This window comes from Nonomuraea montanisoli (assembly GCF_013363975.1).
In the GTDB taxonomy this organism is placed as follows: Bacteria; Actinomycetota; Actinomycetes; order Streptosporangiales; family Streptosporangiaceae; genus Nonomuraea; species Nonomuraea montanisoli.
Genome location: NZ_JABWGN010000008.1, coordinates 186853 through 202293 on the forward strand (window position 1 = coordinate 186853; position 15441 = coordinate 202293).

10 protein-coding genes are annotated in these 15441 nt (G+C 73.5%); 6 read left to right on the forward strand and 4 right to left on the reverse strand.

The window, feature by feature from the left end:
* Positions 1 to 1434 (reverse strand): FG-GAP and VCBS repeat-containing protein, encoded by a 1434-nt coding sequence (locus HTZ77_RS21720; protein WP_175591483.1) that lies wholly within the window; start codon positions 1432 to 1434, stop codon positions 1 to 3.
* Between the two features lie 181 nt (positions 1435 to 1615).
* Here HTZ77_RS21720 and HTZ77_RS21725 point away from each other — a divergent pair, with 181 nt between their 5' ends.
* The 4 genes from HTZ77_RS21725 (at position 1616) to HTZ77_RS21740 (ending at position 8617) form a co-directional block, all read left to right on the forward strand.
* Positions 1616 to 6361 carry an HD domain-containing protein gene (locus HTZ77_RS21725; RefSeq protein WP_175591484.1) on the forward strand — a complete coding sequence of 1582 codons (4746 nt, stop codon included), beginning with the start codon at positions 1616 to 1618 and terminating at the stop codon, positions 6359 to 6361.
* Positions 6354 to 6707 (forward strand): hypothetical protein, encoded by a 354-nt coding sequence (locus HTZ77_RS21730; protein ID WP_175591485.1) that lies wholly within the window; start codon positions 6354 to 6356, stop codon positions 6705 to 6707. Before HTZ77_RS21725 ends, HTZ77_RS21730 begins: the two co-directional genes overlap by 8 nt.
* A complete protein-coding gene (locus tag HTZ77_RS21735; protein WP_175591486.1) occupies positions 6704 to 7303 on the forward strand; it encodes a hypothetical protein in 600 nt (199 codons plus the stop codon). Before HTZ77_RS21730 ends, HTZ77_RS21735 begins: the two co-directional genes overlap by 4 nt.
* Before the next feature lie 69 nt (positions 7304 to 7372).
* A complete protein-coding gene (locus HTZ77_RS21740; protein WP_328808690.1) occupies positions 7373 to 8617 on the forward strand; it encodes a cytochrome P450 in 1245 nt (414 codons plus the stop codon).
* Between the two features lie 21 nt (positions 8618 to 8638).
* Here the strand turns inward: HTZ77_RS21740 and HTZ77_RS21745 are convergent, their stop codons facing one another.
* The 3 genes from HTZ77_RS21745 to HTZ77_RS21755 form a co-directional block, all read right to left on the reverse strand.
* Positions 8639 to 10036: an MFS transporter gene (locus HTZ77_RS21745; protein ID WP_175591487.1), complete on the reverse strand. Its 1398-nt coding sequence runs from the start codon at positions 10034 to 10036 to the stop codon at positions 8639 to 8641.
* A gap of 75 nt (positions 10037 to 10111) precedes the next feature.
* The gene (locus tag HTZ77_RS21750; RefSeq protein ID WP_175591488.1) at positions 10112 to 10717 is read right to left on the reverse strand and encodes a TetR/AcrR family transcriptional regulator; all 606 of its coding nucleotides are present in this window, start codon (positions 10715 to 10717) and stop codon (positions 10112 to 10114) included.
* Between the two features lie 66 nt (positions 10718 to 10783).
* Positions 10784 to 11431 (reverse strand): biliverdin-producing heme oxygenase, encoded by a 648-nt coding sequence (locus HTZ77_RS21755; RefSeq protein ID WP_175591489.1) that lies wholly within the window; start codon positions 11429 to 11431, stop codon positions 10784 to 10786.
* 864 nt (positions 11432 to 12295) lie between these two features.
* Between HTZ77_RS21755 and HTZ77_RS21760 the strand changes: the two genes are divergently transcribed.
* On the forward strand, positions 12296 to 12880 hold the full coding sequence (locus tag HTZ77_RS21760) for a YciI family protein (protein WP_235994956.1): 585 nt from the start codon (positions 12296 to 12298) through the stop codon (positions 12878 to 12880).
* 154 nt (positions 12881 to 13034) lie between these two features.
* A complete protein-coding gene (lon, locus tag HTZ77_RS21765; RefSeq protein ID WP_175591490.1) occupies positions 13035 to 15407 on the forward strand; it encodes an endopeptidase La in 2373 nt (790 codons plus the stop codon).
* Positions 15408 to 15441 lie beyond the last annotated feature (34 nt).

The window sequence follows — 15441 nt, forward strand, 5'->3', positions numbered from 1 at the left end:
TCATCCCAGGGCGTAGCCGTACAGGCCGGGGCCCTCGCCCAGCTCGCGCGCCCGGCCCGGCCGCACCCCGGGGTACGGCCCCGGCCTGCGGGCGCCCGGCACGAGCCAGACCGCGCCCTTCTCCGGCTCGGCCACCACCAGCCCGTCCACCCGGCCCTCCACCGGACGGGCGTCCGCCCGCACAGTCCCCGTCGTGCCCTTGGCCGGGGGCGCGGACAGGGCGGGAGCGCGCCGGACCGCCGGCAGCACCGCCGGGACCGCGCCGCGCCCCTTGACCAGCACGTCCCCGTGCCGGGTCAGGCCGCCGGACCGGTCCGAGGCCAGCACCTGCACCGCGTTCTCGCCGGGCACCCCGACGGCCAGCTCGTCGTCCCCGTCGCCGTTGAAGTCGCCGGCCGCCAGCGCCGCGCCGAACCGGTCGTAGTAGCGCGGCTCGCCCTTCAGCAGCCGCTGCGTCCACATCTCGCTGCGGGCGCCCCGCAGCCCGAAGCGGCCCCCGTAGATGACGTGCACGGCCCCGTCGCCGTAGTCCATCGCCCGCTGGTTGGCGTCCAGGCCCTCGCCGGGCACCCCGACGGCCAGGTCGTCGCGGCCGTCGTCGTCGAAGTCGCCCGTCGCCAGCGCCGCGCCGAACGCGTCCCACTTCTCCGCCGCCCCCTTGACGCCCGCGCTGCTCTGGGTCAGCGCCAGGGCCCGGCCGCGCGCGACGTCGAGCACGGTCACGGAGCCCTGGCCGTCCTGGGTGACGCTGTCGGCCGGGGCGCCCACGGCCAGCTCGTCGCGGCCGTCGCCGTCGAAGTCGCCCGTCGCCAGCGCCGCGCCCCACTGGTCGGTGACGTTCGCGGCCTGCCGCACCCACCGGGTCCGCTGGCCGATCTCGTACGGGCCGCGCCCCTTCATCCAGTAGACGACCACCGACCCGCCCCGCCCCCGCGTGGGCGCCCCCACGGCCAGCTCGTCACGGCCGTCGCCGTCCAGGTCGCCGGCCGCCAGCGCCGCCCCGAACCGGTCGCTGGACGGCCCGCGCGGCGCGAGCCGCTCGCCCGCGCGCAGCCCCTCCGGCGAGCCGTGGAACACCTGGACCACGCCGTTGCCGTCGCCGCCCGGCACCCGCTTGCCCGCGAACTCCTCCGACACCCCCACGGCCAGGTCGGCGCACCGGTCGCCGTCGAAGTCGCCGGCGGCCAGGGCCGAGCCGAACGAGTCGCCCGGCTCGGCGTCGTCCTGCGTGAGCTTCCCCTTGCGCCCGTCCCCGTACAGGACGGTCACCGAGCCGGCGCGGCGGTCGTCGTACGGCGCCGCCACGGCCAGATCGGGACGGCCGTCGCCGTCGAAGTCGGACGGCCCGCCGGCGCACGACCGGGCGACCGCGGCGTGAGCCGCTCCAGAGGACAGGGGGAGGATCAGGCAGGCGGCGGCGAGCAGCGCTTTCATGCCTCCAGTGATGACCGCCCAGGAGGAACCACGCCTGAACGGGATGGGAACGCCCCAAGAGGTCCGGATGCACATCGCCCGCGCGAATGGGATGATCACCTGAGCGTTCCGCCGTCGCCCGCCCACGCCACGTGACAGGCTTCCGAGGCGGAGCCCACGGCAGCCGACGGGGAGGAGACGCATGCCCGCCCGCCACGCCCTGCTCATCGGGGTGCCCCGATGCGACGATCCCGGCCTCACCGACATCGGTCACGTGGTCCGGGCCGACCTGCGGACCATGCGGCAGGCGCTGGAGCAGTCCGGCTACGCCGAGGTGGAGACGTTCGGCGTGGAGCAGGGCGAGGAGCCCACGGCCAACCGCGTCAGGAAGCGGATCCGGCGCGCCTGCGAGGCCGTCCCCGAGGGCGGCGTCCTGCTGCTCTACTTCTCCGGCCACGGGATCTCCGTGGACGGCGCCGACTACCTCGTCCCCAGCGACGCCGAGCGGGAGCGGGGGGCCGCCGCGCCCGCCGTGTCCGAGCTGGTGCCGGTGGTGCCCGCCGACCTGGAGCGCTGCCGGGCCCGGCTCGTCGTGTTCTTCGTCGACGCCTGCCGCGACGACCCGGCCCGCGACCACGACCCCGCCGTGCGCGGCGGCATGCTGCCGTACCTGCCGGACGGCGACTTCGTCCTCGTCACGGGATGCCGGGCCGGTCAGCGCTGCCACTACGGCGACACCGGCAGCTACTTCACCCAGGCCCTCGCCCAGACGCTCGACCGCCGCAACCCCGCCCGCACCCTGCGCCAGGTCCTCGACGACGTCACCCGGCAGATGGCCCGGCGGGCGGGCGACTCCGCCGAGCACCGGCAGGAGCCGCAGGCCCACCACCCGGGCACCGGGCTGCCGGGCGCCGCCGTGGAGGTGTGCGAGGGCGACGAGCTGACCGTGGCCTGGCGCCGCGCCGTGGACGCCACGCCGCTGTGGGGCCGGTGCGCCGCCGCCCCGGACGACGTCGCCGCCGCCCGCGAGACGGTCCGCGAGATCGTCGCCCGGTGCGCCGTCCGCCACAACCAGGCCGCCGACCAGCTCAAGAAGCGCACCGGCATCGACGACCCGTGGACCGACCGCAACCACCCCGTCCGGGTCCTCGCCCGCCTCCCCGACCTGCTCGCCGACGCCGCCGAGCTCACCCTGCCGGAGGCGGCGCTGCTCGTCGCCGCCCCGTTCCTGCGCGAGCGGGTGATCGCCGAAGGCGTGTGGCAGGCCGCCGGCATCGCGCCCGCCACCTTCACGCGTACGTACACGCCGGGCGCGCGCGGCGACCTGGAGCTCACCCACGAGATGCACCAGCACCTGCTCCAGCGCGCCGAAGGGCTCGCCGGCCGGGGCATGGGCCAGGCCCGCGACGCGCTGGCGATGTGGCTGGTCCACCAGTGGCTGGCCGGCGGCTCCGCCCTGTGGCGCGGCCCGGCGGCCAGGGCCGCCTGCGCCGAGGGCGTCCGCCTGCTCGGCGGCGTCCCCATGCCGGAGCAGGAGCGGCACGGCCTGGTCGAGACCCTCGTGCGGGCGGTCGGCGCGGGCCCGGCCGAGCCCGTCCCCGGCGACCGCCCGTACCTGGACGGCCGCTGGCGCGCCCTCGCGTGGGCGCTGCGCCTGGCGGGCCTGCTCGCGGCCGACGTCCGGCGCATGCCGTCCGTGATCGCCGACCACGTCGGCACCCGGCTGGAGCTGCCCCTGGAGACGGTGGCCTCGGCCGTCGCCCGCCTCGGCTGGCGGCGCACCGAGGACACCCTCGACCTGCACCTCGTCTGCGACCACCCCGCGCTGCACCTGGCCCTCGAAGAGATCGCCGGCCGCGCCGACGCGGCCCTGGCCGCCGCCCGCGCCGACCGGCCGCTGCCCGACGACCTCCTCAAGACCCTGCCCAAGCGGGCCACCACGGCGGGGCTGCGGCCCGAGCAGCGCGACCAGGCCCCGGTGTACGCGACGCCGGTGATGACGTTCCGGCTTGCCGAGGAGAAGGTCCGCGAGCTGCTCATGGGCCGCCAGCTCTACGACGACCCCGCGCTGGCCGTCCGCGAGCTGTACCAGAACGCCCTGGACGCCTGCCGCTACCGCGACACGCGGCTCGCCTACCTGCGCCGCACGGGCGAGCCGTGCGGCGGCTGGACCGGCAGGATCACCGTCCGCCAGGGCGTCGAGGACGGCCGCGCCTACATCGAGTGCCGCGACAACGGCGTCGGCATGGACGCCGACACCCTGCTGCACGTCTTCGCCAACGCGGGGGAGAGGTTCGTCTACCGGCAGGAGTACCGCGCCGAGCAGGCCGCCTGGGAGGAGCTGAACCCGCCGCTGCGCATGGTGTCCAACAGCCAGTTCGGCGTCGGGGTGTTCAGCTACTTCATGATCGCCGACGAGATCACGGTCGTCACCCGCCCCGTCGGCCGCAACGGCGTGCCCGCCCCGCGCGCCCACCAGGTCCACATCGCCAGCAGCGGCAGCCTGCTGCAGGTCACGCCGTCCGAGACCGGCATGCCGGAGGGCGGCACGCTGGTGCGCCTCTACCTGACCGGCGACGAGGAGGTCTCCGCGCTGCGCACCCTGCGGCGGCTGCTGTGGGTGGCCGAGTACGAGCTCGGGGTCGCCGAGGACGGACTGGGCGAGGAGACGTGGCCCGCGGGCGAGCTGCGCCAGGGCGACGGGGCGCTCAAGTGCGGCGACGACCTGTGGTGGGTGCCGGGCTCCGGCGGCCTGCTGGCCGACGGGCTGCGCACGAACGAGGAGATGTCCGGCCTGGTCGTCAACCTGCGCGGCGTCCACCGGCCCCGCTTCACCGTGGACCGCAAGCGGGTGCGCGCGTGGGACAAGGGGTGGGTGGACGCGGAGATCGAGCGGCACCTGCCGGAGCTGGAGCGGTGGCCGGGCCTGACGATGGCGTGGCTGTGGCAGATGACGGAGGAGACGCCGCGGACGGCGCAGCGGGTCTTCGAACACCTCAGGGACCGGGACCTGTCGCTGCCGATCGGGCTGGCGTGGGCACAGGACACCACGGTGCCGGTCGCGCGGGTGGGATGCCTGCCCGAGGACGCCGAGATCTTCAACCCGCACGAGGGACACGTCGCCCTCGGATACTGGGTCCGCGCCTGGCGGAGCCGGCTGTGGGCCGAGTTCGACGGCTCCTTCCTGGGGCGTCGCTCAGCGGGGGCGAAGCAGGGGAGCGCCGAGGGGTACCCGGTCGCCGGACCGGCCGACGCCTGGCCGCTCGGGCGCATCGGGCTCTACCGTGACAGGCCGCTGATCCTCGACGACATGCTCGGCGTCCTGGCGGACCCCGTGGAGAGCGTGGCGCAGCGGCTGGCGGCGGTACGGCGCTTCGCGATCACAGGTCTCGACCTGTCCGCCGCCAGGCAGGTGCCCCCCGTCACCGGCCTCGGGTCCGACGACGACAGCGCCCTCCTGACGGCCCTCACCACGTGCACCCGCGAAGGCGCCGGCCCGCGCGGCGACATCGCCGCGCGCCTGGCCTGGGCGTCGATGCGGCTCGATCTCCCGCTGGGCGCCGTGCTCGAACGGGTGGAACATCTCGCGCCGCCGGGGTGGCACGCGCCGCGGCTGGAACTGGGAGCGCTGGCCGGCCACGTGTGCACCGGTGCCGAGGCCAAGCTGCTGTCCCAGGACCTCGACGGCCAGCCGTTGTGGATCAGTGGTGAGATCCCGCCTCATCACGTGGCCGCCGCCTGCGTCGCGCAGACGGCCTCCTCGAAGGAGGTGCTCGGCGTCTACGACCGGCTCTCGCCGCTGGGCGTGCGTGTCGCCGGCCGGGAACGCTATCCGGACGACCTCGACCCGTTCGAGATCGAGGCGCTGCGGGAGATCAGCGCGGTGGGGATGCCCGTCACCGCGCTGCACATGATCCTCGTCGGGGCCCGCACGGGCCTGTCCGTGCGGGAGGTGCACGCGCGGATGGCCCGGCTCGAACGCCAGGGCCTGCTGCGGCGGGCCGACATCGCGGGGCTGCCCGACCTCGTCCCGGACGCCCAGTGCGCCGGCGACATCGAGGGCTTCCTGATGACGCGCCTCGACGGCGGGAGGAAGGTGCTGCTGCTGCCGCCGAACGCCGCGGCTCGCCAGCTCGTCTGCCTGATCGAGGCCGTGGGCAGCCCCGACACGCGCCGCCACAAGCGGCTGTCCACGCTGCTCCCGTTCGTCCGGCCGGAGGACCCGTTCACCATGACCGACCTGGTCTACGTCGCGGCCAGGTGCCGGATCACGGTGGAGGAGGCCCGGCGGCGGCTTCTCGACGCCTATCCGGGGGCCGAGGTCCCGCCCCTGAGCGCCGGCCTGCCCGCGGCCGTGCCCGTCCACGCCCTGACCTTCCTGACGGAGGAGACCGCGGAAGCGTCCTGGGAGGCGGGGGCCGGCGACATCATCGCGGCCGCGCACGACTCCGGCCTGTCCGCCGGCGCGTACCTGGAGCTGATCCGCCCCCTCGCCGCGTTCGGGATGCCCCTGCCCACGCCCGTCGCGGATTCGCTCCACGACCTCCACCTGGAGGAAGAGGACGTGGAGATGGTCACGCGCCACCTCCCCTACGAGACGGTCTACCTCGGCACCGTGGACGCCCTCCACCTCGTCCGCGTGGCCGGTCGGCACGGCTGGACCCTCGCCCACACCCACGAGCGCTTCCGCCGCTTCACCCCCCTCGGCGTCACCCTCGACTACCCCCACGACGCCGTCCCCGACGGCGTCGTCCACTGGCAGGACCTGCTCGCCCTCACCGTCCACCTCGACGGCCACGCGCCCGCCGTCACCGGCGCCGTCACCGCGGACCACCTCGCCCACGCCGCCGCCCAGCTCGGCGAGACGCCTGACCGGGTCCGCGACCGCCTGCGCCGCTACGCCCCCCTGTTCGCCCTCACCGTTCCCCAGGAGGAGACCCTTGGCTGAGGCCGCCCCCGGCATCGAGAGCCACAAGTCCATCGACTACCGGGTGTGGGACCACGGCCCGCAGCCGTCCGGGTTCACCGTCACCGACAACGGCGCCGACGGGGGGCTGGAGGTCTCCGGCACCTGCCCCGCCTGCCACGGCTGGACCGTCACCCCGTGGCCGTACGGTGCCGTCGGCTCCAAGGGCGTCCTCGGCTCGCTCCTCGGCCGTGGCGCCCCGGCGCCGACCAGGCCCGCAGGCCGGCGAACCGTCTACTGCGAGTGCGGCCACCTGCACCCCAACCGCCCGGAAACGGCGTGGGACTACGGCTGCGGCGCGTTCTGGACCGTGGAGCTGCCCTCGTGAGCCGGCTGGACGCGTGGCGGTGGGCGCAGAAGGCGCAGCGCCTCCAGTACGAGCAACTGGAGATCACCCGCAAGCAGGCCGAGAGCTGGCGCACCGGGCTGACCGGCGTCACCACGCTGCTCGCCGCCGTCCTCGTCGTCAAGGGCCGCGACAGCGTGGGCGATCTGGCCCTGCCGTACCGGTGGCTGGTGCCGGTGCTGCTGGCGGCGGCGCTGGCCATGCTGGCGCACGCGACGCTCACCGCGGTGGGCGCCGCGTCCGGGCGGCCGTCCGACCGCACGCTGCTCACCGGCGAGGACCTGCGCGACTGGACGCGCGGCGAGGTGGCCCGGATCGAGCGGGCGGTCACCCGCGCCCGGCGGCTGACCGTGGGGGGCGTGGCGGCGGTGGCCGTCGCGGTGGTCGCCTCCTGGCTGGCGCCGGTCGCCGCCGCCGAGGGCCCGCTGGTCGTCGTCGAGTCGGCCGGCGGCCGGCTGTGCGGGACGCTCCTCGACACCAGCGGCGGCAGCCTCATCGTCAAGGTGGGTGACGCCCACCAGCTCGTACGCCTCGCGGACGTGACCCGGATCAGGAGCGTGCCGGCCTGCCCCCGCTGAGGCGCGGGAACCCCGGCGGTGACGGGGATCCATGAGTGGACCGCCCCGGGAACGTGCCAGGATAGACGCGTGGCTATCGACGTGGCGGACATCGATCTCGCGGACCTGGACTTCTGGCGCAGACCCCTCAAGGAACGGCACGAGGCGTTCGCCCGGCTCCGCGAGCTGGAGCACCCGGTGTTCTTCGAGGAGAAGCGGGTGCCGCTGCTGCGCTCCGGCAAGGGCTTCTACGCGCTGGTCCGCCACGCCGACGTGGTGGAGGCCAGCCGCAACGCCAAGGTGTTCTCCAGCGAGCCGGCCGTCACCAACCCCGAGCCGCCGGGCTGGGTCAAGCAGGTGTTCGGCGAGTCCATGGTCAACATGGACGACCCCCGCCACGCCCGCCTGCGCCGCATCGTGACCCGCTCCTTCAGCCCGCGCATGCTGGCCGGGCTGCAGAGCGACATCGAGGCCGCCTGCGCCCGGATCGTCGACGACGTGGTCAAGGACGGCCCGCGCGACTTCGTCGACCAGGTCGCCGCCCGGCTGCCCATCCACGTCATCTGCGACATGCTCGACATCCCGCAGGAGCTGCGGGAGAAGGTCCACCAGCACGTCGACGTCTCCACCGCCTACACCGGCGTGCGGCCCAGCCTGGCCCGCAGCATCCAGCTCGCCGGCCAGAACATGCTCGCCCTGCTCGCCCTCCAGCGCATGGTGATCAAGCTCGGCCACGAGCGCGCCGCCGCCCCCCAGGGCGACCTCATCTCGCTGCTGGTCACCGCCAACCCCGACGGCGAGAAGCTCACCGACAAGGAGCTCGGCTCGTTCTTCGCGCTGCTGCTGGTCGCCGGCAACGAGACCGCCCGCAACACGATGGCCCACGGCATCAAGCTGCTCACCGACAACCCCGCCCAGCGCGAGCTGCTGACGAGCGACTTCGACGGCCACATCAACAACACCATCGAGGAGATGGTCCGGTACGTCTCCCCGATCATGCAGTTCCGCCGCACCGTCACCCAGGACCACTCGCTGCGCGGCCTGGAGCTGAAGCAGGGCGACAAGGTCGTGCTCTTCTACGGCTCCGCCAACCGCGACGAGAGCGTCTTCCCCGATCCCGACACCTTCGACATCACCCGCGACACCAAGCCGCACGTCGGATTCGGCGGCCCCGGGCCGCACTTCTGCCTGGGGGCCAACCTGGCCCGCCAGGAGATGCGCACGATGTTCCGCGAGCTGCTGACGCGGCTGCCCGGCGTGCGGGCGGTGGGGGAGCCCGAGCTGCTGCTGTCCAACTTCGACAACAGCGTCCGCAGCCAGGCGTTCACGTTCTAGCCGCCCGCCCTCGGGCCGGAGCTAGCGGTCGGCTCGTTCCGCGGCGAGCACGTTCGTCCTGATCGTCAGGAACGTGATGGCCGCGGAGACGAACATCATGACGGCGCTGACCACCATCGCGGTCCGGAAACCCGCGTCGAACACCGCCGGCCGCTCGAACGCGTCGCCGACCAGGCCCACCAGGGGCGGCACGGCGGCCACCGCGAGCAGGCTGCCGGTGCGGGCCACCGCGTTGTTGACGCCGCTGGCCGTGCCCGCGTACCGCTCGTCGGCGCTGGCCAGCACGGTCGCCGTCAGCGGCGCCACCGCCGCCGACAGGCCGAGGCCGAAGAGCGCCACCGAGGGCAGCACCTGGAGCGGGTACGACGCGCCGGTGGAGATCGTGCTCATCCACAGGAAGCCCAGCCCCGCCACGACGATGCCCAGCGTCATCGGCAGGCGCGGCCCGTACCTCTTGGCCACCTCCCCGGCGGCGGGCGACAGCACGAGCATCAGGACGGTCGTCGGCAGCAGCGCCAGGCCCGCCGCGACCGGCTTGAACCCGGACACCACCTGAAGCTGCACCACCAGCAGGAAGAACACCACGCCCATCGCCGCGTACATGATCAGTGTCACCACGTTCACCGCCGTGAACACCCGGTCGCGGAAGATCACCACGGGCACCAGCGCCTCCGGCGAGCGCCGCCGCTCGACCAGCACGAACGCCACGCCCAGCGCCACGCCCACGACCAGCGGCACGGGCGCGCTCAGGTCGATCAGCCCGTACGTGATCCCGGCCAGCGCCAGCGCCGCGAGCGCCGCGCCCAGCACGTCGAAGCGGCCGGCGGCCTGCTCGTCCCGGCTCTCGGGCACGTGCCGGACGGCGACCAGCACCACCAGCGCCGCGAACGGCAGGTTGAGCAGGAACGCCCACCGCCAGCCCGCCCACTCCACCAGCCAGCCGCCGAGCAGCGGGCCCACGGCGGCGGCCACCCCGCCCAGCCCCGACCAGGCGCCCACGGCGCGCGGCCGGTCGGACCTCTCGAACGACGCCTGGATGATCGCCAGCGACCCGGGCGTGAGCAGCGCCCCGCCCACGCCCTGCAACGCCCGCGCCGCCACCAGGAAACCGACGTCGGGCGCCAGCCCGCACATCGCGGACGCGACCGCGAACCACACCGTCCCGATGAGGAACACCTTGCGCCGGCCGTACCGGTCGCCCAGCGAGCCGCCCAGCAGGATGAGGCCCGCCAGCGTCAGCGTGTAGGCGTTGACCGTCCACTGCAGGCCCGACATGCCCGCGTCCAGCTCCTTGCCGAGGAAGGGCAGGGCGACGTTGACGATCGTGCTGTCGAGCATCGTCAGGCCGGAGCCGAGGACGGTGGCCGCGAGGATCCACCGACCCTGGGCGGACGCGAGCCGGATATGGCCGTTTTCCATGCGCCCATCCTGTCATCGCCCTCGGGTAGAGCCTGATCTCCCCCCACCTGGAGAGCCGATGACCACGTCGCGCGATCAGCGCGGCGGGCGGGTGCCCAGAGCGCGCAGGACGAAGTCGGACACCAGCTCGCCCGCCCGGTCCACGGTGACCGCCCCGCTGACCAGGGGCACCCGCTCCGCGCCGATCACCGCGAGCACCATGCGCGCCGTCGCCGCCACGTCCGGCACCTCGAACTCGCCCGACGCGGCGCCGCTCTCCAGGATCTCCGTGAGGATCCGCTGCATCGGCGCCACGTGCTCGGCCAGCCGCTGGTAGGCGTCGGGGCCGAGGGCGGCGCCGAGGTCGGCCGGGCCGGGATGCGGGTGCGCGACGAGGCCGGCGAGCTGGAGCCGCACGTACGCGCGCAGCCGTTCCGCCGGGGCGGCGCCGTCGGCCAGCTCGCGCTCGTAGCTCTCGATGAAGTAGCTGGTGACCTGCTCGGTGAAGGCGAGCAGCAGCGCGGCCTTGTCGGGATAGTAGTTGTAGAGGGCGGTGCGGGTGATGCCCGCCTCGTGCGCCACGTCGGTCATCGAGAGCGCGTCGATGCCCTGCTCGCGCGACAGTCGCGAGACCGCCTGGAGGATGCGCTCGCGCGTGCGGGCGCGGTGCTCACCGATGGTGGCGGCGGAGATCCGGGGCATAGGGCCATCGTAGGCCGCGTGCGCGCCCCGCGAAGGGGTGCCCGTACGGCCGCAGACGTGGGGCCGTCAGGCGACGGCGCGGACGGCGTCGAGGAGCTCGGCCAGGACCTCGGTGTTGAGCTGGTAGGCCAGCTTCACCTCGCGGATGACGCGCTCCCGTTCCCGCTCGTCGAGGGTCTCCCCGAGGGCGTCCAGCCGTGACCGGTACTCCTGCTTGAACCTCGGCAGGCTGCCCACCTGGTCGAACACGTAGAAGTCGACCCCGCCGCCCTTCGCGTACCCGTAGATGCGCTGGAGCTCCATCCGGATGAACTGTCCGCCGGACAGGTCGCCCATGTAGCGGGTGTAGTGGTGGGCGACGTAGCCGCCGGGCCAGCCGGCCATCTGCTCGATCCGGGCCACGAGGGTGCGGGTCGCCTTGGACGGGGCGATCCGGTCGCGCCATCCGTCGCCGTACACGGTGGCGAGGTCGCGTTCCAGCGCCGGTTCGCGGTACAGCTCGGGGAACACGAACCTGCCCGCCACCGGGTGGCCCGCCAGCTCGCGGGACACGCCGTCGAGGGCCGCGTACGCGAAGTGGTGCTGCGCCACCATCTCGCCGTACTCGGCGGCGCTCAGCCGCCCGCCCATGAGCTCCTTGAGGTAGCTCTCGTCCTCGGCCGCCTCGTGGTCTCCCCACGTGGCGTTCCTCAGTGCTTCGGAGAACGACGTCACACTTCACCCCACCGTGTACCAGGCTTTCACGACACAGTGTCACAAACCTGCGGCCGTCCCGTCAAGAGGATGACGACACCGTGTCGTGAAACGTGCGACTCCCGGGTGCCTGCCCGGTCACGGGCCCCCGAAACCGGAAATGTCCGTAGAGAAGTGGTGTCGACATCGCGCAAACCGCCTTTTCTTTAAAAGTGGATAATCGCCGCTTTTCGCAATTCGGTGCGCGCGTCGCCGGGTGGGAGAGGGGTAGGACCAGTACGATCCTGAAGGAAAATTGATCCGAGCTTGATTCACGAGTACGCGCACGAGGCGGTGTTGATGTTATGTACGCTTCGATCGAGAGGGCATCCCATGCCCTTCGAGTCGAACGTGAACGCACATCATATTCGCGTTCGATGAATGCCGTGAAATCGGATCATTGATCATCTTGTCAGGCCCGCCCCGGCGCGGGTGGGGCGAGGGGGACGGCGGCTTCCTGTTGCAGCAGGAGCCGTCCCCCTCGTCCCGTCGGCGCCCCGTCACGCACAACAAAGGCGACTCGACATGACTCAACACCAATTCCCCATGTTCGTCACCCCTTCCGAGGCCGGCGCCTCCACGGCGGCGAACAGCTACTCAGCGTATCTGCTCGGTCACCGGAATGTCGGCCGAACTCCCGCGCGGGACCGGACCGGCGACCCCGCGGCCGATGGTGACGCGGACGGGGTGGGGGAGGCCGGCGGAGTCTCGACCGGCGGTTGCGCGCCCGCCTCACCTCCGTCGTGAGGTCCCGGCCGACGTGAACGGCCGCCCGGCCCGGTGCGGCTCGCTCGAACCGCCACCCCGACGGGGCGCGGTAATCGGATGGAGCCGTCGCCGTGGTCCATGGTAGGTACCGTCCTCATGGAGTTCTTCTGCTATCACCGTGACCGTCCCGACTCCGGTGCGCTGCGCCACGAGCTGCGGGAAGCGCACTGGTCCTACATGGACCGGTTCGCGGCGGAGCTGATCGCCCGTGGCCCGACCTTCGACCGCGCCGACGACACCGCCACCGGCAGCGTGCACATCGTCGACCTGCCGGATGTCGCCGCCGCGCGCGCGTTCGCCTTCGACGAGCCCAACTACCAGGCCGGTGTCTACCGGGACGTGATGGTGCGGCGATGGCGCAACGTGCTGGGGCGCACCATGGGGGAGTTCCCCGGCGGCCGGGAGGGCGGCAACCGGTATCTCGTGCTGGGGCTCGGCTCCGGGCAGCCCGCCGACCTCGACCCGCCGTCCGGGCTGGACGGGCTGGACGGGCTGGACGGGCTGATCGCGTACGGGCCGCTGCTGTCCGACGACGGCGCCACCTGGCTGGGCACGGCGCTGCTGGTCCGGGCGCCCGGCCCGGATGAGGCCCGCGCCGTCCTGACCGCGGACCGGTACGCCGACATCGAGGTCCACGACTGGGCGTTCGGCGGGCGGCGGTGACGCGCGCCTGACCTGCGCGTCCGCCCCATGGCGGACCGTGCGCCTCACGTCTTGCTTACATGATTACGATCGCTCTGAGCGAACATCGGCAAGGAAGGGAACACTGGCGGGCTCTGATGAATTGAGTCTGTATAACTCAACCTTGGGAGTTCGCATGAGTGAAAGCTTGACCCTGCCGGTCCTGCCGCTGGACGACGAGGTGGTCCTGCCGGGCATGGTGGTCCCGCTGGACCTGTCCGACTCCGAAGTGCGCGCCGCGATCGACGCGGCCGAGTCGTCGAGCCGCGCATCCGGACGCAACAAGCCGCGAGTCCTCCTCGTTCCCCGCATCGACGGCCGGTACGGCGCCGTCGGTGTCGAGGCCGTCGTGGAGCAGGTCGGCAGGCTGCCCGGTGGCGAGCCCGCCGCCGTGGTGCGCGGCGTGAACCGGGTGCGCGTCGGCACGGGCACGACCGGCCCCGGCGCCGCTCTGTGGGTGGAGGCCATCACGGTCGACCCCGTCCCCGTCAGTGAGCGCGCCCAGGAGCTGGCCAAGGAGTACAAGGCCCTGGCGACCACGATCCTGCAGAAGCGCGGCGCCTGGCAGGTGGTCGACCAGGTCAACCAGATCGACGACCCGTCGGTGCTCGCCGACAGCTCCGGCTACACCCCTTGGCTGACCACGGCCCAGAAGGTCGAGCTGCTGGAGGCGGCCGACCCCGCCGACCGGCTGGCCAGGCTGGTCGAGTGGTCCCGTGAGCACCTCGCCGAGCTCGACGTCGCCGAGACGATCCGCAAGGACGTCCAGGAGGGCATGGAGAAGCAGCAGCGGGAGTTCCTGCTGCGCCAGCAGCTCGCCGCCGTCCGCAAGGAGCTCAAGGAGCTCAACGGCGACACCTCCGAGAGCGAGGAGGAGGACTACCGGGCCCGCGTCGAGGCCGCCGACCTGCCGGAGAAGGTGCGCGAGGCCGCGCTGAAGGAGGTCGACAAGCTGGAGCGGACGTCCGACCAGTCCCCCGAGACCGGCTGGATCCGCACCTGGCTCGACACCGTCCTCGACATCCCCTGGAACGAGCGGACCGAGGACAACTACGACATCACCGGCGCGCGGGCCGTGCTCGACGCCGACCACACCGGCCTCGACGACGTCAAGGACCGCATCATCGAGCACCTGGCCGTGCGCAAGCGCCGCCAGGACAAGGGCCTGGGAGTCGTCGGCGGCCGCCGCAGCGGCGCCGTCCTCGCCCTGGCCGGCCCTCCCGGCGTGGGCAAGACCTCGCTCGGCGAGTCCGTGGCCCGCGCGATGGGCCGCAAGTTCGTCCGCGTCGCCCTCGGCGGCGTCCGCGACGAGGCGGAGATCCGCGGCCACCGGCGCACGTACGTCGGCGCGTTGCCCGGCCGCATCGTCCGCGCCGTCCGCGAGGCCGGCTCCATGAACCCGGTCGTCCTGCTCGACGAGGTGGACAAGGTCGGCGCCGACTACCGCGGCGACCCGACGGCCGCCCTGCTCGAGGTGCTCGACCCGGCGCAGAACCACACGTTCCGCGACCACTACCTGGAGGTCGAGCTCGACCTGAGCGACGTGCTGTTCCTCGCCACGGCCAACGTCCTGGAGGCCATCCCCGGGCCGCTGCTCGACCGCATGGAGGTCGTCACCCTCGACGGCTACACCGAGGACGAGAAGGTCGCCATCGCCCGCGACCACCTGCTGCCCAAGCAGCTGGAGCTGGCCGGGCTGACGGCCGAGGAGGTCGCGGTCGAGGAGGCGGCGCTGCGCAGGCTCGCCGCCGAGTACACCCGCGAGGCCGGGGTCCGCTCGCTGGAGCGGTCGGTCGCCCGGGTCCTGCGCAAGGTGGCCGCCAAGGACGAGTTGCCGGTCACCGTCGGCGCCGACGACCTGGTCGGCTACCTCGGCCGGCCGCGGTTCGTGCCGGAGTCGTCGCTGCCCGAGTCCACGCAGCGCACCTCGGTGCCGGGCGTGGCGACGGGCCTGGCCGTCACGGGCGCCGGCGGCGACGTCCTGTACGTGGAGGCGTCGCTGGCCGACCCCGAGACCGGCGAGACCGGCCTCACGCTGACCGGCCAGCTCGGCGACGTGATGAAGGAGTCGGCCAGGATCGCCCTGTCCTACCTCCGTTCGCACGGCGCGGAGCTGGAGCTGCCGGTGACCGCGCTGAAGGACCGCTCGGTCCACGTCCACTTCCCGGCGGGCGCGGTGCCGAAGGACGGCCCCTCGGCGGGTGTCACGCTCACGACGGCGCTGGCCTCGCTGCTGTCGGGCCGCCAGGTCCGCAGTGACGTGGCCATGACCGGCGAGATCTCGCTCACCGGGCGGGTCCTGCCGATCGGCGGCGTCAAGCAGAAGCTGCTCGCGGCGCACCGGGCGGGCATCACCACGGTGCTCATCCCGGCCCGCAACGAGCCCGACCTGGACGACGTGCCCAAGGAGGTGCGCGAGGAGCTGACCATCCACGCGGTCAGCGACGTGCGCGAGGTGCTGGACATCGCCCTCACCCCGGCCAAGGTCGCCGCCACGGCCGCCGCCTGACCTCGGCTCCCGCGGCCGGGCCCGACGCCCGCCG